This window comes from Domibacillus sp. DTU_2020_1001157_1_SI_ALB_TIR_016 (assembly GCF_032341995.1).
Taxonomy (GTDB): Bacteria; Bacillota; Bacilli; order Bacillales; family Domibacillaceae; genus Domibacillus; species Domibacillus indicus_A.
Map to the genome: position 1 here is coordinate 656,844 of NZ_CP135439.1, position 21,034 is coordinate 677,877.

22 protein-coding genes are annotated in these 21,034 nt (G+C 46.8%); 20 read left to right on the forward strand and 2 right to left on the reverse strand.

Annotation, left to right across the window (positions count from 1 at the left end):
• The first annotated feature begins 2 nt into the window (after positions 1 to 2).
• The 3 genes from uvrA (at position 3) to RRU94_RS11120 (ending at position 4,499) form a co-directional block, all read left to right on the forward strand.
• A complete protein-coding gene (uvrA, locus tag RRU94_RS11110) occupies positions 3 to 2,855 on the forward strand; it encodes an excinuclease ABC subunit UvrA (RefSeq protein WP_315694337.1) in 2,853 nt (950 codons plus the stop codon).
• A gap of 65 nt (positions 2,856 to 2,920) precedes the next feature.
• Positions 2,921 to 4,123 (forward strand): DUF4097 family beta strand repeat-containing protein, encoded by a 1,203-nt coding sequence (locus tag RRU94_RS11115; RefSeq protein WP_315694339.1) that lies wholly within the window; start codon positions 2,921 to 2,923, stop codon positions 4,121 to 4,123.
• Positions 4,124 to 4,151: 28 nt separating this feature from the next.
• On the forward strand, positions 4,152 to 4,499 hold the full coding sequence (locus RRU94_RS11120; protein WP_251270038.1) for a phage holin family protein: 348 nt from the start codon (positions 4,152 to 4,154) through the stop codon (positions 4,497 to 4,499).
• A gap of 36 nt (positions 4,500 to 4,535) precedes the next feature.
• Here the strand turns inward: RRU94_RS11120 and RRU94_RS11125 are convergent, their stop codons facing one another.
• Positions 4,536 to 5,066: an N-acetylmuramoyl-L-alanine amidase gene (locus RRU94_RS11125; protein WP_315694341.1), complete on the reverse strand. Its 531-nt coding sequence runs from the start codon at positions 5,064 to 5,066 to the stop codon at positions 4,536 to 4,538.
• Between the two features lie 123 nt (positions 5,067 to 5,189).
• Here RRU94_RS11125 and hprK point away from each other — a divergent pair, with 123 nt between their 5' ends.
• Genes hprK through RRU94_RS11150 form a run of 5 tightly spaced genes read left to right on the forward strand, consistent with a single transcriptional unit; the run spans position 5,190 to position 9,052 of the window.
• On the forward strand, positions 5,190 to 6,128 hold the full coding sequence (gene hprK, locus RRU94_RS11130) for an HPr(Ser) kinase/phosphatase (protein WP_309091135.1): 939 nt from the start codon (positions 5,190 to 5,192) through the stop codon (positions 6,126 to 6,128).
• Between the two features lie 14 nt (positions 6,129 to 6,142).
• Complete coding sequence (gene lgt, locus RRU94_RS11135) at positions 6,143 to 6,970, forward strand: prolipoprotein diacylglyceryl transferase (protein ID WP_410493014.1); 828 nt, start codon at positions 6,143 to 6,145, stop codon at positions 6,968 to 6,970.
• 35 nt (positions 6,971 to 7,005) lie between these two features.
• Entirely contained in the window at positions 7,006 to 7,908 is a 903-nt protein-coding gene (locus RRU94_RS11140) for a nucleoside recognition domain-containing protein (protein WP_315695922.1), read from the forward strand.
• Positions 7,905 to 8,561, forward strand: coding sequence for a pyrophosphatase PpaX (ppaX, locus tag RRU94_RS11145; protein ID WP_315694342.1), 657 nt, complete (start codon positions 7,905 to 7,907; stop codon positions 8,559 to 8,561). The genes RRU94_RS11140 and ppaX overlap by 4 nt, the downstream gene beginning before the upstream one ends.
• Entirely contained in the window at positions 8,558 to 9,052 is a 495-nt protein-coding gene (locus tag RRU94_RS11150; protein ID WP_315694343.1) for an acyltransferase, read from the forward strand. Before ppaX ends, RRU94_RS11150 begins: the two co-directional genes overlap by 4 nt.
• Before the next feature lie 140 nt (positions 9,053 to 9,192).
• Here RRU94_RS11150 and RRU94_RS11155 read toward each other — a convergent pair whose 3' ends face one another.
• Positions 9,193 to 9,687, reverse strand: a complete 495-nt coding sequence (locus tag RRU94_RS11155) for a right-handed parallel beta-helix repeat-containing protein (protein ID WP_315694345.1) — start codon at positions 9,685 to 9,687, stop codon at positions 9,193 to 9,195.
• On the opposite strand from RRU94_RS11155, the gene RRU94_RS11160 reads away from it, so the two are divergent.
• From RRU94_RS11160 to trxB, 12 genes are all read left to right on the forward strand, one after another.
• A complete protein-coding gene (locus RRU94_RS11160; protein ID WP_315696148.1) occupies positions 9,650 to 9,892 on the forward strand; it encodes a hypothetical protein in 243 nt (80 codons plus the stop codon). The genes RRU94_RS11155 and RRU94_RS11160 overlap by 38 nt on opposite strands.
• Positions 9,893 to 10,433: 541 nt before the next feature.
• Positions 10,434 to 11,348 (forward strand): DUF4003 family protein, encoded by a 915-nt coding sequence (locus RRU94_RS11165; RefSeq protein WP_315694346.1) that lies wholly within the window; start codon positions 10,434 to 10,436, stop codon positions 11,346 to 11,348.
• A gap of 306 nt (positions 11,349 to 11,654) precedes the next feature.
• On the forward strand, positions 11,655 to 12,836 hold the full coding sequence (locus tag RRU94_RS11170; protein ID WP_315694347.1) for an ATP phosphoribosyltransferase regulatory subunit: 1,182 nt from the start codon (positions 11,655 to 11,657) through the stop codon (positions 12,834 to 12,836).
• The gene (gene hisG / locus RRU94_RS11175; RefSeq protein ID WP_315694348.1) at positions 12,836 to 13,474 is read left to right on the forward strand and encodes an ATP phosphoribosyltransferase; all 639 of its coding nucleotides are present in this window, start codon (positions 12,836 to 12,838) and stop codon (positions 13,472 to 13,474) included. The genes RRU94_RS11170 and hisG overlap by 1 nt, the downstream gene beginning before the upstream one ends.
• 1 nt (position 13,475) lies before the next feature.
• Positions 13,476 to 14,744, forward strand: a complete 1,269-nt coding sequence (gene hisD, locus RRU94_RS11180; protein ID WP_410493015.1) for a histidinol dehydrogenase — start codon at positions 13,476 to 13,478, stop codon at positions 14,742 to 14,744.
• A gap of 14 nt (positions 14,745 to 14,758) precedes the next feature.
• Positions 14,759 to 15,352 (forward strand): imidazoleglycerol-phosphate dehydratase HisB, encoded by a 594-nt coding sequence (hisB, locus tag RRU94_RS11185; protein ID WP_242231850.1) that lies wholly within the window; start codon positions 14,759 to 14,761, stop codon positions 15,350 to 15,352.
• Positions 15,353 to 15,991, forward strand: a complete 639-nt coding sequence (gene hisH, locus RRU94_RS11190) for an imidazole glycerol phosphate synthase subunit HisH (RefSeq protein ID WP_315694350.1) — start codon at positions 15,353 to 15,355, stop codon at positions 15,989 to 15,991.
• On the forward strand, positions 15,988 to 16,719 hold the full coding sequence (gene hisA, locus RRU94_RS11195; RefSeq protein WP_315694352.1) for a 1-(5-phosphoribosyl)-5-[(5-phosphoribosylamino)methylideneamino]imidazole-4-carboxamide isomerase: 732 nt from the start codon (positions 15,988 to 15,990) through the stop codon (positions 16,717 to 16,719). The genes hisH and hisA overlap by 4 nt, the downstream gene beginning before the upstream one ends.
• The gene (hisF, locus tag RRU94_RS11200; protein WP_242231847.1) at positions 16,716 to 17,474 is read left to right on the forward strand and encodes an imidazole glycerol phosphate synthase subunit HisF; all 759 of its coding nucleotides are present in this window, start codon (positions 16,716 to 16,718) and stop codon (positions 17,472 to 17,474) included. Before hisA ends, hisF begins: the two co-directional genes overlap by 4 nt.
• Positions 17,471 to 18,100 carry a bifunctional phosphoribosyl-AMP cyclohydrolase/phosphoribosyl-ATP diphosphatase HisIE gene (gene hisIE, locus RRU94_RS11205; RefSeq protein ID WP_251270026.1) on the forward strand — a complete coding sequence of 210 codons (630 nt, stop codon included), beginning with the start codon at positions 17,471 to 17,473 and terminating at the stop codon, positions 18,098 to 18,100. Before hisF ends, hisIE begins: the two co-directional genes overlap by 4 nt.
• A gap of 115 nt (positions 18,101 to 18,215) precedes the next feature.
• The gene (locus tag RRU94_RS11210; protein ID WP_315694354.1) at positions 18,216 to 19,712 is read left to right on the forward strand and encodes a tetratricopeptide repeat protein; all 1,497 of its coding nucleotides are present in this window, start codon (positions 18,216 to 18,218) and stop codon (positions 19,710 to 19,712) included.
• A 100-nt stretch (positions 19,713 to 19,812) separates the two neighbouring features.
• Positions 19,813 to 20,766, forward strand: coding sequence for a thioredoxin-disulfide reductase (gene trxB / locus RRU94_RS11215; RefSeq protein ID WP_251270024.1), 954 nt, complete (start codon positions 19,813 to 19,815; stop codon positions 20,764 to 20,766).
• Positions 20,767 to 21,034: the final 268 nt, after the last annotated feature.

The window sequence follows — 21,034 nt, forward strand, 5'->3', positions numbered from 1 at the left end:
TCATGGCCATTGATCATATATCTGTAAAAGGGGCACGTGCCCATAATCTAAAAAATATTGATATAACCATTCCACGTGACCAGCTGGTCGTATTAACCGGCTTGTCCGGATCAGGAAAATCATCGCTTGCCTTTGATACCATTTATGCGGAAGGACAGCGGCGTTATGTAGAATCACTGTCTGCCTACGCCCGCCAGTTTTTAGGGCAGATGGATAAACCGGATGTCGACTCTATCGAGGGATTATCACCGGCGATTTCCATCGATCAGAAAACAACGAGCCGCAATCCGCGTTCGACCGTAGGAACCGTAACAGAAATTTATGATTACCTGCGTCTTTTATATGCACGGGTTGGGCGGCCTATCTGTCCGATCCATGGTATTGAAATTACTTCCCAGACGATCGGCCAGATGGTCGACCGGGTTATGGAGCTGGAGGAACGAACTAAAATTCAAGTGCTCGCCCCGATTGTCTCCGGCCGTAAAGGCACGCATGCGAAAGTATTTGAAGACATAAAACGACAAGGGTATGTCCGCGTGCGTGTAAATGGAGACATGCGTGATTTAGAAGAAGAGATTGAACTGGAAAAAAACAAAAAGCATTCCATTGAAGTTATTATTGACCGGATCGTCGTAAAAGAAGGTGTAGAAGCGCGTCTGGCAGATTCGATGGAAACGGCTCTCCGCCTTGGTGAAGGAAATGTCATCGTCGATGTGATCGGTAAAGAAGAAATGCTGTTTAGTGAGCACCATGCCTGCCCGCATTGCGGGTTTTCGGTTGGGGAACTGGAACCACGTATGTTTTCATTTAACAGCCCATTCGGCGCCTGCCCATCCTGTGACGGTCTTGGCATGAAGAAAAAAGTAGATGCAGATTTAGTGGTTCCTGATAAAGACCTGTCTTTAAACGAGAATGCGATTGCTCCATGGGAACCGATCAGCTCTCAATATTATCCGCAGCTTTTAAAAGCGGTTTGTACGCATTATAAGATTGATATGGATACAGCGTGGAAAGACCTTCCAGACGAGCATAAGGATAAACTTTTGAATGGTTCTGGAAAGGACCGCATCCGTTTTCGGTATGAAAATGACTTCGGGCAAATCCGGGACAATCATATCGTGTTTGAAGGTGTACTCAGCAATGTAGAGCGCCGCTATAAAGAAACAAGCTCGGATTATATCCGGGAACAAATGGAAAAGTATATGGGTGAATCGAAGTGCCCGACTTGTAAAGGGCAGCGGCTGAAAAAAGAAAGCCTGGCCGTTAAAATTAACGACTTAACTATTTCTGATACGACTGCTTTTTCCATTCAGGAAGCAGCTGACTTTTTCAAAAATATTGAGCTGACTGAAAAGGAAATGCAAATCGCCCGCCTTGTGCTGCGGGAAATTTGCGAACGGCTTGGATTTTTAATTGATGTCGGCCTTGATTATTTAACATTAAGCCGTGCAGCCGGCACACTTTCCGGTGGAGAAGCGCAGCGGATTCGGCTCGCCACTCAAATTGGCTCACGCCTGACCGGTGTACTGTACATTTTAGACGAACCTTCTATCGGTCTTCATCAGCGTGATAATGACCGCTTGATTCGCACCATGCAGAATATGCGTGATATTGGCAACACCCTTATTGTCGTTGAGCATGACGAAGACACTATGATTGCAGCCGACTATTTGATCGATATCGGTCCGGGCGCAGGTGTTCACGGTGGTTCGGTTATTGCGGCGGGCACACCGGAAGAAGTAATGAAAAATGAAAAATCACTCACCGGCCAGTATTTGTCGGGCGACAAATACATCCCTCTTCCGGAAGAGCGGCGTAAGCCGGATGGCCGCTGGGTTGAAGTCATTGGTGCGAAAGAAAACAATTTAAAAAATGTAAAAGCGAAATTCCCGCTCGGCGTATTTACAGCTGTAACAGGTGTATCGGGTTCTGGAAAAAGTACGCTCATTAACGAGATCCTTTATAAAGCACTGGCGCAAAAGCTGAACCGGGCAAAAGCTCGTCCAGGCGCCCACAAAGAAGTGAAAGGAATCGATCAGCTCGATAAAGTCATTGATATTGACCAGTCGCCGATCGGCCGCACGCCGCGCTCCAACCCGGCCACTTATACGGGTGTTTTTGATGACATTCGGGATGTGTTCGCACAGACAAACGAAGCGAAGGTACGCGGTTACAAAAAAGGCCGTTTCAGCTTTAACGTAAAAGGCGGCCGCTGTGAAGCGTGCCGGGGAGACGGCATCATTAAAATTGAAATGCATTTTCTGCCGGACGTATACGTACCGTGTGAAGTATGTCATGGCAAACGGTATAACCGAGAAACGCTTGAAGTAAAATACAAAGGCCAAAGCATCTCAGATGTGCTTGAAATGACCGTTGAAGATGCGCTTGAGTTCTTTGAAAACATTCCGAAAATCAGCCGGAAGCTTCAAACCATTGCAGATGTCGGCCTCGGCTATATTACGCTTGGACAGCCGGCCACTACCTTGTCCGGCGGGGAAGCGCAGCGTGTTAAATTGGCATCCGAGCTGCACCGCCGCTCGACCGGCCGCTCGTTTTATATTTTGGATGAGCCGACCACCGGCCTGCATACCGATGATATTGCCCGGCTTCTTCAAGTGCTGCAGCGCCTCGTTGATAATGGTGATACGGTGCTGGTCATTGAGCACAACCTTGATGTGATTAAGGCGGCCGATTATCTTGTTGACCTTGGCCCTGAAGGAGGCGATAAAGGCGGAACGATCGTAGCATCCGGCACGCCTGAAGACATCGCCGCGACGAAAGAATCACATACAGGTCACTATTTGAAGAAAATTTTAGAGCGTGATCGTGAGCGTATGGCTGTCAAAGCAGAATAAAATGAAACCTTTTGATGGAGCGTTCGTATATACGAATAGAAACGAAAAACGGGAGGTTTACATTGATGAGCGAAGAAAAACTGCGCATATTAAAAATGGTTGAATCCGGAGTGATTTCAGCGGATGAAGCAGTCAAATTGATTGAAGCCTTAGAGAAGGGCAGCGCCATCTCAAGCGAGAAAGAAACGCGTTCTTCTGCAGAAAAAGAGGAAGAGAGCTCGAAAGGCTTCAACCTGGGCGGCCTTTTTGAAGAACTAGAGAAGTTCGGTCAAAAAATGGCCGGCCAGCGCCCGACAACCGAAACCGTTACTCAGTCAAAAGACAAGTTATTCGAGTTTATGCAGTCAGCTGTTAAACGGTTGAAAGATGTAGAAATGCCGTTTGTCGGAAAAGGAACTGAATTTACACATGTTTTTCATGAGCAAAATGTAACGCCGCGCCGTTTAAAGCTTGAGACAGCGAATGGATCCGTTACAGTCCGTCCATGGGATGGCGAAGGTGTAAAAGCGGAATGCCATGTGAAAGTATTTGGCGTTTCTACAGAAGAAGAAGCAAAACAGTCCTTTTTGAAAAACAGCATTTTTTATGCCCGCGAAGATAAACTGTCTCTTTCAGTCGGCTTAAAGCTGATGAAAACAGATATTACGCTTTTTATTCCTTCAAAGGAACTGGATGATGTTTCGGTAAAACTATTTAACGGTGCATTTGATATGAGGGATGTAGAAGCAGAGAAGCTTGAGGTCCGTTCCGGAAACGGGAAAATAGAATTGAAAAACAGCCATATTGCGGTGATCGAAGCAGAAACAGGGAACGGTCCGATCCGCCTGATTGACTGTGAAGGGGAACGGGCAGAGCTTAATACGTTTAACGGTGCGATTCATATGGTCGGAACCTATCGGTTTGCCGATTTGCAGACGTTTAATGGCAATCTGCTATACGATGCGAAAAGAGATCAGGCCGAGGCGGTCCGCGCTGAATCCATGACGGGAAATATTGAACTTTATGTACCACAGGATCTTGCTGTAAAAGGAGAGATTCGCACAACTGCAGGCCGGCTGACGCTGCCGGAAACTGGAATGGGCCATGTTTCAGAAAAAGATGAGCGCATCCAAAAATCATTGAAGTTTGAAAGTGAAAACGTGATGGGTGACCGTCAGCTCATGATTGATGCGGAAACGAAAACAGGCTCGATTACACTGCGGATGTCTTCATTGCGCCAGACACCGTCGCCAGGCTCGGACGAGGATTCGTTTGGGGATGGCATTTAATTACTAAAGAAGCAAGGGAGTTTTCAGAATGGGCTGGATAGCAGGCGTGCTTATTAATGCCATTTTGTTTGTTGCATTGGCAGGCTATTTTCCAGGGCTGCATGTGGATAGTTTCCTCTATGCAGTTATTGCCAGCCTGGTATTATCCGTGTTAAATCTTATTGTCCGGCCAGTGCTTGTGATCTTAACATTGCCGATCACGATGATTTCACTTGGGTTGTTTTTATTTGTCATTAACGCTATTACGCTTCTGATGACAGACAGCATTATGGGCTACGCATTTGAAATTGAAAGTTTCGGGCTCGCGCTTGTGATCGCCATCATTATGGCTTTGGTCAATATGATTTTGCAATCGACCATTTTAAGAAGAAAATAAAAAAAGCAGGAAGCGGCGGCTTCCTGCTTTTTTTGGCTACATACAGGTCAGCCGAATCGCTGACGCAATCGCTCTTGCGCACGTTTTTCGGTAATCCGTCCTCTGCAGCAGGGACGCTTCCGTTTTATGGGTCATAAATCCGGCTTCAATTAAAATAGCGGGCATTATGGTTTTTCGCAGTACATAAAAATCAGCCGTCTTTACTCCGCGGTCACGCCGCCCTGTTGCCAAAACAAGCTCCCGCTGTACGGCTTGTGCTATAGCCATGGACTCGGGCGGCCGGGACGTACAAACGTAGGTTTCAATGCCATTTGGTTCTGTCCAGCCCGTGCCAAAAGCGTTTGCGTGAATCGATACGTATAAATCAGCACCAGCCTGATTTGCCCGCTGCACCCGTTCTCTGAGAGAAAGATCGATCTGATCATCATGAACCAACAACGTGTCCGCTGGCAGCTCATCACGGAGAAACAAGGCGGTTGCCCTATTAAACTCGAATTCTTTCATTCCGTCAGGCGATCGTTTGCCTCGGGTTGCCGGGCCATGCCCTGCATCAATGGCGATTTTCACATGAATCACTCCTTTCGTTCTTTATGTACAGGAGAACAGGGAAAATCGATACCGAAACGTCTGTTTTAATCAGAAACATGGTACAATGAAGGCAATTCGTTTTGGTGAAGAGGAGGGAATAGGATGCCAAAAGTGCGTGCAGTTGATCTTTTGGAGAAATTCGATTTAGAGCTTGTTAGTGGTGAAGAAGGACTTCATCGCCCTATTAAATTAAGTGACTTATCACGTCCGGGTCTTGAGATAGCAGGATTTTTTGATTATTATCCGGCAGAACGTGTACAGCTGATCGGTATGACCGAGCTGTCTTTTTTTCAGCGGCTTAACCCTGAAGAAAAAAAAGACCGGATGGATAAACTTTGTGACTATGAAACACCTGCTATTATCGTTTCGCGCAATTTAAGTGTACCTGTTGAACTCATTGAAGCATCAGAGGCTTATTCAGTGCCGGTTATGCGTTCGAAAATGACCACGACTAAATTTGCAAGCCAGTTGACCAATTACCTGGAGTCCATGCTTGCACCAACAACAGCTATTCATGGCGTTCTTGTTGATATTTATGGAATCGGCGTATTGATTACCGGACAAAGCGGCGTCGGGAAAAGTGAGACAGCGCTTGAGCTTGTAAAGCGCGGCCATCGACTTGTGGCAGATGACTGTGTAGAGATCCGCCAGGAAGACATCGGGCGTCTGGTGGGCAATTCACCAGAATTGATTGAGCATTTGCTGGAAATTCGCGGGCTGGGCATTATTAACGTTATGACACTTTTCGGGGCAGGAGCCGTTCGTTCACATAAAATTATTACATTGAACGTAAACCTTGAGCTGTGGGACCCGGACAAACAATATGATCGTCTTGGCATTGAAGAAGATAAACTTCCTATTTTGGATTCGGAGATTACAAAGATTACCCTGCCGGTCCGCCCTGGACGAAACCTGGCTGTTATCATTGAAGTGGCAGCCATGAACTTCCGCTTAAAACGGATGGGTGTGAACGCAGCCCAGGAATTCACAGATAAACTGGCCGGTGCAATTAATGATGCTGGAATCGATGATAAGCAGTAAGGAGTGAAAACATTTTGGAGTATCCGTTAAATCCAATTGCCTTGGAACTGGGCAATTTTCAAGTACACTGGTATGGCATTATTATCGGAATCGGTATCGCCCTCGGTTTTTATTTAGCTTCAAAAGAAGCAAACAGGCTTGGCCTGCCCGAGGATACGTTTTCTGATTTGCTGATTTGGGCTATTCCAATCGCGCTTATTTCAGCACGCGCTTACTATGTTCTGTTTGAATGGTCTTACTATTCACAGCATCCCGAAGCCATTATTCAAATTTGGAACGGCGGTATCGCCATTCACGGGGCATTGATTGGATCGGTTATTACCGCGATTGTATTTACAAGAAAGCGCCGCCTTTCTTTTTGGAAACTGGCGGATATTGCGGCGCCTTCTATTATTTTGGGGCAGGCGATCGGCCGCTGGGGAAACTTTATGAACCAGGAAGCACACGGCGGAGAAGTCACACGCTCATTTTTAGAGAATCTTCATTTGCCAGACTTTATTGTCAATCAAATGTATATTGACGGTGCTTATTACCATCCTACTTTCTTATACGAATCCGTTTGGAATATCCTCGGATTTGTACTTTTGCTTGTCTTGCGCAGAGTAAACCCGAAACGCGGCGAGCTGTTCCTATTTTATGTAATTTGGTATTCGGTCGGCCGCTTCTTTATTGAAGGAATGCGTACAGACAGTTTAATGCTGCCGGGTGAATTTTTACGGATTGCCCAAGTGCTGTCCTTGTCCTTGATCGTGATCGCAGCGGCTCTTCTTGTATACCGCCGCGTAAGATATACGCTGCCGCGTTATGCAGATCAAACGAATGAAGGGAAGATGGCATCGTGAGACAAACAGTTGTCAAAGGGCTGCAGACAGGCTGTATGACAACGTGGAAGCTGGGAAAAGTGATTTTTCCAATTACGCTCATTGTCACCATTTTGCAATTTACGCCTGTGCTGCCATGGATCATCCATTTAATCAGCCCTCTGATGGGGATTTTTGGTTTATCTGGAGATGCAGCGATTCCGCTCGTGATTGGGAATGCGCTCAATTTGTATGCGGGGATTGGCGCGATTTTATCGCTGGAATTGACTGTGAAAGAAGTGTTTATTCTTGCGATGATGCTGTCATTCTCCCATAATTTATTTATCGAATCGACCGTTGCTGTTAAAGTTGGCGTGAAAATGTGGATCATCCTAGCGGTTCGTATCGGGCTTGCGATAACAGCCGGTATCGTCATCAACCTCGTCTGGCAGGGCGGCGGAGAGATTGCTCAATACGGCATGGTTCCTGAGGCGGCTGTTCAGCCGGACACATGGGGAGCTATTGTGCTGCTGGGCCTGCAAAGGGCCGTTTTTGGCGTTTTGCAGCTGGCTGTGATTGTCATTCCGCTTATGGTCATCATTCAAATTGCCAAAGATTTAAAATGGCTTGACGCATTTTCTAAAGCTGTCGCTCCTGTCACACGGTTTCTTGGCATGCGGGAAAACACATCAATGACGCTGGCATCCGGCCTGCTTATCGGCCTGGCAATGGGGTCAGCAGTCATGATACAGGCGGTCGAAGAAGATGGGGTCAGTAAGCGTGATGTAACGCTGGCTTTTATTTTTCTCGTCGCCTGCCACGCGGTGATTGAAGATACACTTATATTTATTCCACTCGGTATTCCAGTTTGGCCGCTTTTCCTTATTCGTGTAACCACAGCTGTTGTGTTAACGATTGCTGTCGCACGTCTTTGGAAGCAGCCGGGACGGGCAACAAGAAAGGAAGCTGTTCATATATGAAAAATATTACAACACTGCTGTTTGATTTAGATGGAACGTTAATCAACACAAATGAACTGATTGTGCAATCATTTCTTCATACGTTAAATCATTATTTTCCAAACCAATACGAGCGTGAAGATGTATACCCGTTCATGGGACCGCCGCTTATTGATACGTTTGAAGCACTGGATAAGGAACGGACGATGGAAATGGTCGCTCACTACCGCGCATTTAACCATGAAAAACATGATGCGCTCGTAACAGAATTTGAAGGTGTGTATGAAACCATCCGCACATTGCATGAAAACGGGTATAAAATGGCGATTGTTTCAACGAAGATTCACGAAACGGTCCTTAAAGGCTTGAAGTTGACAAAGCTTGATTCGTTTTTCGATGTGGTCATCGGGCTTGATGATGTTGAACATGCGAAGCCGCATCCAGAGCCTGTCCAAAAAGCATTGGCTGCTCTTGGTTCGAAGCCGGAGGAAGCCATTATGGTCGGCGATAACTATCACGATATTGAAGGCGGGAAGAACGCGGGTGTTCAAACGGCAGGTGTAGCCTGGTCACTGAAAGGGCGCGATTTCCTTAATACGTATGACCCGGATTACATGCTAGAATCGATGGCAGATTTGCTTGATATTCTCCAGGTCGGAGCCAGCCAGAAATGAGACGGACGAAACGGTACACGTTAAAAGGCGGTGCAAACCCGCTTTTTCACATTTATCAAACCGTTTCGTTCTGGAAAACATTTAAAAACACAGCCGTTATTGAAGTGAGCCGTTTTGTTCCGTTCGTTCGCGTGAAAAATGCACTGTACCGGCGTCTGCTCGGTATGAAAATTGGAGCAGGAACCGCTTTTGCTTATAAGGTAGTACCGGATATTATGTTTCCGGAACAGATTACGGTAGGACGTAACACGATTATCGGCTATAACACCACCATTTTGGCACATGAATATTTAACCACTGAATACCGTATTGGCCCCGTTGTGATCGGTGATAACGTCATGATTGGAGCCAACTGCACCATTTTGCCCGGTATTGAAATTGGCGATGGCGCGATTGTGTCCGCCATGACACTGGTGAATAAGGATGTACCGCCGGGCGCATTCGCGGGCGGGAACCCAATGATTATTAAACCTGCTTCAGCAAAGGGCTGAAGCAGGTTTTTTATTATGAATGTAAAAAAGCATTGCGCTGCCCGCACAATGCTTAAAAAAATCGATACATGAAGATCGCCCTTTTTAAAGATGCTGGAAGAGACTTTTCCCCAAGCGCTTCTTTCAAGCGGCTGAGAGAATCAGGTGGATCTATTTTTCCTCGATTTCTTTCTTTTTCGGAGAAGCCGAATCGGCAGCCGGACCGGCTCTTCAGCCGGGGGTACGGATGAAACAGAGCTTCCGTTGTTGGAAACAACAGAAGAAGATGAATTATGGATGATCACTGCGTCATGAGTGCCGGACACATGAGTGTTTTTGATAACAAGGCCGTTACCGTCATTTGTTTCAATAGCGATATGTCCGTTATCGGTTATAGTATTATGGATTGTTTCGTTCCCATTTACGTGATCCAGCGCATAAACACCCCGCTCGGCATTTTGGGAGATATCGTTAGCGCTGATCACACTATTTTCTCCACCGCGAATTAATACTTCGCTGCTCAAATACGGTTTTGAAAGATGTCCGCCGTTACAGCTGATTTTGTTTCCATACAATGTATGACCGTGGGCACTGTTAAAAAAAGCGCCTCCTTCTTTATTGGATCGGATGATGTTGTTCTCTGCGCGGCTGCACATTGCTTTTCATGACAATGCCATTGCCAGAAGAGTGAACAGCAATATCAAACGTGCCGGCTGGAATATCAACAGTTCCGCCAGTTTTGGAAACAATATCGATGGCTTTTTGGATAGCCGCGGTATCGAGCCGGTTATCGTCGGCCTGTACACCATATTAAATGATATTGACGGTGGTTGCTTCCGCCTGATCAGCCATGAAAGGTAAAGCGAGGATGGACAAGAATAAAAAATCGGACATTCCCGCTTTTTTTATGTACTTCATTTTTTTATATACCTCCGAAGTGACAAAGGGCTGCTTTTTTAACAAAAGCTGCTTTCTAGAAAAGTTCCTTCTCTTTATGCATGATTACAAGCAGTTTCACATAGTTTCACACAGAATAAAGCAAAAAGCCGGCCGGGAGAACATGGCTGCAGCCGTATTCCTTCGGTCGGTCTGAATGACGCTTTTATCCAGTTATTTCACTGCTGCAAAATCAATCTGTATCATCCAAACAAAAACAATTTGGCTGTTCATTCTGTAACAGTTAAAAGGAAAATGGGTCCAGCAGACTTGCTTCATCAACATGATAGCACGAATTTGGACACCAAAAAGCAGAGGTTAGTCCTGTAAAATAGCCAGCTGTTTCTAATTGACCGATGCGGGCAGGACAGAGCCGCTTTTGGCAGTAACGCGGAGGGCAGAAAAACCGTTTCTTGGAACGATTTTGGCGACAAATCGTATAAAAAAGAAAAGGAGAGTGGCAGGGATGAACATAAAGCTATTGGAAGAAAACACAGCGATTCTGCGAAAAAAAGAAGGGAAATGGATTGATAAACGGCTTGTTCTCCTAACCGCTGCCCAATTTGCCGCCCGACAGCAGCCAATTGACATGGAAGCGTTCAAGGCACTTTCAGCCAATATAAAAAAATCAGGATCGATGTTTTCTCCCCTTCGAACAATCCATTTTCCGATGGCAGGGCTCTTGATGCTTCAAGACGGCAGTGAAGAGGAGCGGATTGCCGAGCTGCACAGAAAGTATTACATTCTTCGTTCAGCTGGTTTCCGCTCTTCTCCGTACACGTATATTGCCGCTTTTTTAATGGGGCCGTCTGTTCAGCCTGAGCGGATAAAAGAAATGTACCATACAATGAAAAAACATCACATTTTACTTACATCAAATGAAGATTATCCAGCAGCTGCGATGATGGCCAGCCGGCCGGAAAGCATTCAGGAACTCGCAGGTGCCTCTGAACTGTATTATCATTTCTTTCATAAACATGGCTTTTGGAGGGGGAACGACCTTCAATTCCTGGCCAATATACTTGTGGCGAATGGATTGTTTCAAGAAAGTACCGCTGATGCCATCTTACAGATGAAACGAAAGCTTGAGCAAAGCGGGATAAAAGTAAAAAGCATGCATTATCCAGCACTTGGCATGATGACGCTGTCGGGAAGGGCAGAAACATGTGTGCCGGCTGTGCATGAATTAAAAAAATCCCCTGCATTAAAATGGAATAAAGATATGGCTGTTATACTGGCCGCCGTGTTTGTTTCTCAGGAAATGATCCAATCGTCTGCCGGATTAACGGCGGCTGTTCAAGCAATGATTCAATCCCAGCAGGCGGTCATCGCTGCTTCCACCGCTGGTGCAATAGCAGCTTCTTCTATATCAGGTGAATAAACCGGGCAGCCCCCGGTTTATTTGTGCTCAAAAAGGGCAGGTTTAAAATGATATCGTTCTTTTCCTTCCTGGTTTCCGGTTTAACCTGTCATCCCGATCCGGGGATTGGCACAATCATTGATAAACTGGCTCAGCTATATGGCAAAAAGCGACATAAATCCGGGCTGTCCTATCCTTTCCGCCGGCGAGCGTTTGCTCTTCGTTTTTTGGGCTTGACGTAAATTGTCAGAACCGTTAAACTACTACTAACATATCTTTAGTACATTAGCGAACTAAAGTAAAAATATCTATGATCGGGTGATAAAGATGTCGAAGCTGTTAATGTTTGAAAAGCCAGTTGGAATGCGGGATACGCTGCCGCACATTTATGAAACGAAACGAAAAGTAAAAGAAGCGGCTGAGGGTGCTATGAGAAGCTGGGGCTACCGTTTTATTGAGACGCCGGCGCTTGAATATTATGAGACAGTCGGAGACGCATCAGCCATTTTGGATCGCCAGCTGTTTAAGCTGCTTGACCAGCAGGGCAATACACTTGTGCTTCGTCCCGACATGACGGCACCCATTGCGCGTGTGGCAGCATCGAAATTATTAAAAGAGCGTGTGCCGCTGCGCCTTGCTTATTCCGCAAGTGTATACCGCGCCCAGCAGCGTGAAGGTGGACGGGCTGCAGAATTTGAACAAATTGGAGTTGAAATGATCGGCGACGAAACGATGAGTGCCGATGCGGAAGTCATTGCTCTGCTTGTATCTGTTATGAAGGAGACAGGTCTTGAGAAGTTTCAATTGTCTCTTGGGCACATTCGGTTTACGGACGAGCTATTTCGCCAAATTCTTGGCACGGAAGAACGGGCTGAACAGCTGCGACGCTTCCTATATGAGAAAAACTATGTTGGCTACCGCGAGCATGTCAAAAACCTCCCGCTTTCATCTATTGATAAGCAGCGTTTGCTGCAATTCTTGAACTTGTCAGGCGGTATGGACTGTCTTGACGAAGCGGCAAAGCTGATCGAGGGAAGTGCAGGTGCCGAAGCGCTTGATGAACTCAGAATGGTGTTTGGCCGCCTGCAGGAATACGGCGTAGATGAACATGTAACGTTTGATTTGCCGCTCGTCAGCCACATGAGCTATTACACAGGTCTTGTGTTTGAAGTGTATGCGGACGGAGTGGGAGCACCCATCGGAAATGGCGGACGATATGACGATTTGCTTGGCAAATTTGGTCATCCAGCCGGTGCGACAGGTTTTGGCCTGCGCGTTGACTTTTTGCTTGAAGCCATTGGCCAGCTTGAAGACGAAGCAGGTGTTCATTGTGTGCTGTTCAGTAACGACCGGCGTGTAGAAGCGATTGAGGAAGCACAAAAGCGCCGCGCAGCAGGAGAATGCGTGCTGCTTCAGGACGTGGCCGGGGTAAAAGATGTAGATTCATTCACAGATTCGTGCAAAAGTGTAACGTTTTTTGTCGGAAAATCATCAGGGGGGAACGTGTAATGTCCATGCTAACAATTGCGATGCCAAAAGGGCGGATCTTCGAAGAAGCGGCGGCGCTGATGCAGGAAGCAGGCTATAAGCTTCCGCCGGACTTGGATGAATCGCGCAAGCTCATCATTGAAGTGCCGGAAGAAAATATGCGCTTTTTCCTGGCAAAGCCGATGGATGTAGCGACCTACGTTGAACACGGGGTAGCAGACGTCGGTATTGCCGGAAAAGACGGGCTGCTTGAAGAAGAGCGGGATGTATACGAATTGCTTGATTTAAAAATCAGTCCATGCTACCTGGCGGTGGCAGGACTTCCAGATACAACACTCAATGAAGTAGCGCCAAAAATTGCGACAAAATATCCAACCGTGGCTTCTGCTTACTTCCGTGAAAAAGGCGAGCAGGTAGAGATTATTAAGCTGAACGGTTCGATCGAACTGGCGCCTTTAATCGGGTTGTCTGACCGAATTGTTGATATTGTATCAACTGGACGGACGCTGCGGGAAAACGGGCTTGTTGAGTACGAAACGATTGTTGACATTACATCCCGTTTAATTGTAAATCCAGTCAGCTACCGAATGAAAAACGAAGAGATCTCGAACCTTGTTAACCGCTTAACGGATACAATTGAAGAAAAGGCGGTACGGTAACATGATCCAGATTAAACAGGTAACACCGGGGCTTTCAATCAAACGGTCGGTGGATGCGGGAACAGAAGAACAGCAGCGCATCGTGCGCGATATTATTCAAGACGTTCGCGAAAACGGCGACCGCGCGCTGTTGGCTTATACAGAAAAGTTCGATGGAGCGAAGCTGTACAGCTTAAAGGTCACGCAGGATGAAATTAACGACGCTTATGCTGAGCTGGATGATGAGATCATTAAAATTATCCGTGAAGCAGCAGAGAATATCGCGGCTTTTCATGCAAAGCAAAAAAGAGAAACGTGGCTGTACACAAATGAAGACGGCTCGATTTTAGGGCAGAAAATGACGCCGCTTGACTCAGTGGGCGTATACGTACCAGGCGGCACAGCTGCTTATCCATCGTCTGTTCTGATGAATGTGATGCCGGCTAAAACAGCTGGCGTGGAGCGGATTGTGATGGTATCGCCGCCGTCGGCAGACGGCCGTCTGCCGGCAGGTGTTCTTGTAGCAGCCGATATTGCCGGTGTAAAGGATATCTTTAAAGTCGGCGGCGCTCAGGCAGTAGCCGCTCTGGCGTACGGAACGGAATCGATCCAGGCCGTTGATAAAATTACCGGACCGGGCAATATTTTTGTCGCGCTTGCGAAGCGGGAAGTGTTCGGTGATGTTGACATCGATATGATTGCCGGGCCAAGTGAAATTGCCGTACTCGCGGATGATACAGCTTCCGCTAAAGAAGTGGCAGCGGATATGCTGTCACAGGCCGAACATGATACGCGTGCATCGGCTGTTTTAGTCACGACGTCAGAGGCGCTTGCCAAAGAAGTGGCAGACCAAATCGAACAGCAGCTTGCGGCATTGCCGCGGCAGGACATTGCACGGCCTTCTATTGAAGAGCACGGAGCGATTTACCTTGCTTCAACATTGAAAGAAGCGATTGAAACGATTAATGCAATCGCGCCGGAGCATTTGGAAATCATGACAGAAAATGCGCTGGAGCTGACGAAAGACATTAAGCACGCTGGGGCCATCTTTGTAGGCCGGTACTCATCTGAGCCAGTTGGCGACTACTTTGCCGGTCCGAACCACGTTCTTCCGACAAATGGCACAGCTCGCTTTTCAAGTCCGCTTAATGTAGACGACTTTATGAAAAAATCAAGCATCATTATGTACAGCAAGAAAGCATTCGACAAACACGGAGCCAAAATTGCCGCGTTTGCGCGACTGGAAGGATTAGAAGCACATGCCCGCGCTATTGAAGCGCGCAACCAATAAAGGAGAGAGAGCAAATGGGGAATCGAAGTGCAGAGCTGCAGCGTTACACAGGCGAAACGAAAATTGACCTGGCATTCCAAATAGACGGAGAAGGAAAATCAAATATTCAAACAGGTGTGCCATTTATGGATCATATGCTGGATCTGTTTACACGCCATGGCCATTTTGATTTAACGGTTAAAGCAGATGGCGATGTGGAAGTAGATGACCACCATACAACGGAAGATATCGGTATCGTGCTTGGCATGGCGCTGAAGGAAGCGCTGGGCGATAAAAAAGGCATTAAGCGGTACGGAAACTTTTTCGTGCCGATGGATGATACCCTCGCACAAGTCGTGGTAGATTTAAGCAACCGTCCTCATTTTGAAATCCGGGGCGCTGACTTTCCATCGCAAAAAGTCGGCACCTTTGATACAGAGCTTGTACACGAATTTTTATGGAAATTCGCGCTTGAAGCTCGTATGAACCTGCATGTGATTATTCATTACGGAACAAATACACACCATATGATTGAAGCGGTATTTAAAGCGATGGCCCGTGCGATCGATGAAGCAGTCACGATTGACCCGCGCGTAAAAGGTGTGCCGTCAACGAAGGGAATGTTATAAATGATCGGAATTATCGATTATGGCATGGGCAATTTGTTCAGCGTATCGAAAGCACTTGAGCGAATTGGCATCCCATATGTGATTAGTGAATCACCAGAAGAGCTAAACAACACAAAAGGCGTTATCTTGCCTGGAGTTGGTGCGTACAAAGATGCGATGGCCCGTCTTCGTGAAACGAATCTTGATCAGTTTATTCATCAGTATGTGGACAGCGGCCGTCCGCTTCTTGGCATTTGTCTCGGTATGCAGCTTTTATTTGAAGAAAGCGAAGAAAATGGGCAGTTTGAAGGACTCGGTCTGCTCAAGGGACGGATTGTCCATATTCCAGACCGCGATGCGAACGGCGAGCGCTTGAAAGTGCCGCATATGGGCTGGAACAAGCTTCATTTTCAACAGGATGCACCGGTGCTTGAAGGCATTGAGGATGGTTATGTGTACTTCGTTCACTCGTACTATGCAGACGGAGTAGATAAAAACGCACTTCTGGCAAGCGCGGATTATGGTGTGCAGGTACCGGCTGTTGTCGGGCAGAAGAACGTGTCAGGTATGCAGTTTCACCCGGAAAAAAGCAGTAAAACGGGAATGCAGCTGCTGACGAACTTTGCAAAAGCGATGGAACGATCGGAGGACATGCTATGAGCTTTACTATTTATCCGGCTATTGATATGCGCGGCGGCAAATGCGTCCGCCTTGTACAGGGGGACTATAACCAGGAGACAGTTTACGGGGACTCGCCATTTGATATGGCGAAGTCCTTTGTAGAGCAGGGAGCCGAATGGATTCACATGGTTGATCTTGATGGAGCAAAAGACGGCCAGCGTGTAAATGATACATTTGTGATTGAAGCAGCCCAAAAGCTGAATGCGAAGGTGCAAATCGGCGGCGGCATCCGGACGGAAGAAGACGTAAAGCATTATCTGGACAATGGTGTAGACCGGGTGATCATCGGCAGCCTGGCTGTAAAAGAGCCGGAGCTTGTCAAACAGTGGCTTCGTACATACGGGGAAAAAATTGCGATCGGCCTTGATGCAAAAAATGGCTTTGTGGCCACGCACGGCTGGCTTGAAACGTCATCTGTAAAAGCGGTGGACCTTGCTAAAGAATTTGCTGAAGCGGGTGCCGAAACGTTTATTTTTACGGATATCGCCAACGACGGCATGCTGTCTGGACCAAACGTAGAAGCAACGGCGGAGCTTGCACGGGAAACAGGAAAAAGCGTCATTGCTTCCGGCGGCGTTTCGTCACTGGACGATTTGCGCGCACTCGCAAAATGGAAAGAAGACGGACTCTCTGGTGCAATCTGCGGGAAATCCATTTATACAGGCCGCTTCACCGTAAAAGAAGCGCTGGAGGTAGAGGCCGAATGATGACAAAACGTATCATCCCCTGCCTGGATGTAAAAGAAGGGCGCGTCGTAAAGGGGATTCAATTTGTAGAGCTGCGTGACGCAGGAGACCCGGTGGAATTGGCGCGTGTTTATGATGAGCAGGGAGCGGACGAGCTTGTGTTTTTAGATATATCCGCATCGGTAGAAGGGCGTAAAACGATGGTGGATGTGGTGCAGGCTGTTGCGTCAGAGCTTGCGATTCCCTTTACGGTCGGCGGCGGCATTAACGCGCTGGAAGATATGAAACGCATTTTACGTGCAGGCGCAGATAAAGTATCATTGAATACAGCGGCTGTAAACAATCCGGATTTGATCAATGAAGGAGCCGCGTTTTTTGGCTCCCAATGTATCGTGATTGCCATTGATGCAAAATATGATGAATCAATTGGAACGTGGCGCGTGTATACACACGGCGGACGTACGCCAACTGAGCGGACCGTCATTGACTGGGCAAAAGAAGCGGTCGAGCGCGGTGCAGGGGAAATTTTGCTGACAAGCATGGACGAAGACGGGAGCAAGCAAGGCTTTGATATTGCCCTGACAAAAGCAGTTGGTGATGCAGTCTCGGTTCCGGTGATTGCGTCAGGTGGTGCTGGGGGCGCAGAGCACTTTTTGGATGTGTTTACAGAAGCGAAGGCTGATGCAGCGCTTGCCGCTTCTATTTTTCACTATAAAGAAACCGGCGTTGGAGAGGTCAAACAATTTTTGCGAAATGCAGAGGTGAACGTCAGATGATTGACGAAGTGAAGTTTGATGAAAAAGGACTCGTGCCTGCTATTGTACAGGATGCGACGACGTATGAAGTATTAACACTTGCTTATATGAATGAGGAATCTCTAAAAAAAACGATGGAAACAGGCGAAACGTGGTTTTACAGCCGTTCCCGCCAGGAGCTTTGGCATAAAGGAGCGACAAGCGGTCATACACAAAAAGTCGTTTCCATGCAGTTTGACTGCGATAAAGATGCGATCGTTGTAAAAGTGGAGCCGGCTGGTCCTGCCTGCCACCGCGGCACAACAAGCTGCTTCGATGAACCCTTTTACGGAGAAGACAATGTGTCACTTCCATATTCAATTCTGCAGCAGCTGGAGCAGGTTATTGCAGACCGTGAGCAAAACCGTCCGGAAGGTGCTTATACAACGTATTTGTTTGAAAAAGGCGTCGATAAGATTTTGAAAAAAGTTGGCGAAGAAGCGGCAGAAGTTATTATTGCCGCGAAAAATCGCGACAAGGAAGAGCTTCAGTGGGAAGCGGCCGATCTGTTGTACCATCTGCTTGTTCTGCTGCGTGAGCAGGATTTAGCTTTGGACGATGTGTTATCCGTTCTAGCGCGCCGCCACGAAGGGAAAGACAAAGAATAAAAAAAGCCGGCCTCCTTTAGGCCGGCTTTTCATCTGTTTTTCTGCTGGTACGTATGCTATACTACATAAGTTAATCATATAGAACGTACGGAGGATTTTCATGGGAAATGACTCAATGCGTCGGAAACAGAAAGAGAATGTTGTCTCATTTTTTCCGACAGGAGAGTTTTATTATATAAAAGGCATGAAGGCACTTGAAAAAAGAGAGCTGCCGAAAGCAAAAAAATACCTTTCGCGTGCCATGGATCTTGAGCCGCTGGAACCTATTATTGCTTGTCAGCTCGCCATTGTGGAAACGGAGCTTGGGCATTATGAGCAATCAAACGGCCTGCTTCATTTTGTACTGGATGACTTGGATCCGCATATGACGGAGTGTCATTATTTCCTTGCGAACAATTATGCACACCTCGGTTCGTTTAAAGAAGCTTTTCGCCATGCACAAATGTATTTGGATTTAGCTGAGCACGGGGAGTACCGAGAAGATGCGGAAGACCTGCTCGATTTGATTACGCTCGATCATGAAGAAGAGTTCGAGGATTTATCCGAACAGGATGAGATGATTGAAATGCAGGAAAAATCACGGTTCCTGCTTGAAAGCGGCCATTTTGCCAAAGCGGCGGAACACTTAGAAGAAACAGTTAAGAAGTACCCGGATTTCTGGGCAGCATACAATAATCTTGCACTGGCCTATTTTTATCTTGGACAATCAGAAAAAGCATACGGGGTGCTTGAGGATGTACTTGAGCGCAACCCGGGCAACTTACATGCCATCTGTAATAAAATCGTGTTTTACTTTTACGAAAAAAAGCAGGAACAACTGAACGATTTAGCAGACCAGCTGGCGAAAATTCAGCCGCTTATCCCAGATCAGCAATTTAAAATCGGTGCTACCTTTGCCCTGATTGGACGATATAAAGAGGCTTACCGCTGGCTGAAAAAACTCCAGAAAAGCGGGTTTGAGGGAGACGCCGGGTTTTACTACTGGCTTTCCTATGCAGCCCACCACACAGACCATCCGCAAACCGCACGCTCGGCCTGGAAAAAAGTATTGCAGGATAATCCGGAAAAAGAGGGACTTGAGCCGTGGGGAGCTGGAAGAGCAGAAAGTGAAATAGAACGTGATCCGGAAGCGATTATCGGCTATTTAAATGGGAAACGGGATGAAGAGCGATTATTCGGCATTTTCCTGCTTTCGTTAGCGGCTGATCATAAGGAAATCATGACGCATCCGAAGTTTTGTGACATTGAAACACTGCAGCCATACGAAAAAATTTATTTGGCGGACATCCTTGGCATGCCGATCGATCACATGCTTTTAAGTGAAATGAATACGCGTCTTGCTCATGAAACGGCTCTTGTTTTATACCGTCATTTCCGGCCGCTTGGCTCACAGGAAGCAGGATTGTTCTTAATGTGGTTCTCTATTTTCCTGGAACTGCAATATCAAAAAGCAAAGATGACGAAGCCAGCCGGTCTTGCCGCTGCAGTAGAATACGTATGGCACAAACTGCGCAATGAACCGTTTAGTCAATCGGAAGCGGGGGAAAAATATAGCGTGTCTGTTTCAACGGTACAAAAGTACGCTAAATTTATTCGTGAACACCTGCTTTGAGCAGAATAATAGACGGAATAAAGGAATTTCAGTACGATGAAAGTAACATCTTACTTATACACTTAAGGGTATTTATTTTGATCATAAAGGAGAATCAACCATGACAGCTGAAGAAAAAATTTATGATGTCATTATTATCGGTGCCGGTCCTGCAGGGATGACGGCAGCTGTGTATACATCCCGGGCTAACCTTTCTACGCTCATGATCGAGCGCGGTGTACCGGGCGGGCAAATGGCCAATACGGAAGAAGTAGAAAACTACCCAGGCTATGACCATATTTTAGGGCCTGAGCTTTCAACAAAAATGTTTGATCACGCGAAAAAATTCGGTGCTGAATACGCATACGGCGATATTAAATCCATTACAGACGGCAAGGAATATAAAACCGTTAATGCAGGTTCAAAGCAGTATAAAGCACGTGCAATCATTATTACAACAGGTGCACAATATAAAAAAATCGGCGTGCCGGGTGAAAATGAACTAGGCGGCCGCGGTGTGTCATATTGTGCAGTATGTGACGGCGCGTTCTTTAAAGAAAAAGAACTTGTTGTTGTGGGCGGCGGAGACTCTGCCGTTGAAGAAGGCGTTTATTTAACACGCTTTGCGAAAAAAGTAACGATTGTTCACCGCCGCGATGAACTGCGCGCACAAAAGATTTTGCAGGACCGCGCTTTTGCGAATGAAAAAGTAGACTTTGTCTGGAGCCACACAGTAAAAGAAATTAACGAAAAAGATGGGAAAGTCGGCAGCGTAACGCTTGTTTCAACTAAAACGGGTGAAGAGCGCCCATTCCCGGCAGATGGTGTATTTATTTACATCGGTATGGTGCCGCTGACAAAGCCATTTGAAAGCCTGGGCATCACAAATGATGAAGGCTACATTGTAACGAATGAGAAAATGGAAACGAAAATTCCTGGCATTTACGCAGCCGGTGACGTACGCGAAAAAATGCTTCGTCAAATCGTTACAGCTACAGGAGATGGAAGTATCGCTGCCCAAGCAGCCCAGCATTTCGTAGAAGAATTAAAAGAAGAACTCGGTGTAAAAGCGTAACCTTTTCTTTACGTTCTCGTCATCATTTTGAAATATAAGGGTGGTATAGTAAAGATGTAATCAAACTGCCCCCTGCAGCTTTTTTACACGCGCCTGGTACTCAGTACCAGGCGCTTTTTTTAGGCCCACAGGAAGTGGGTCACAAAAGCGTTGTCGCAGGACGCGACGACCTTAGCTTTTGATCCATTGCATTCAGGGTCACGAAGGCGTTGCGACAGGACGCAGCGGTTTTGGCTTTTGATCCATTGCATTCAGGATCACAAAGGCG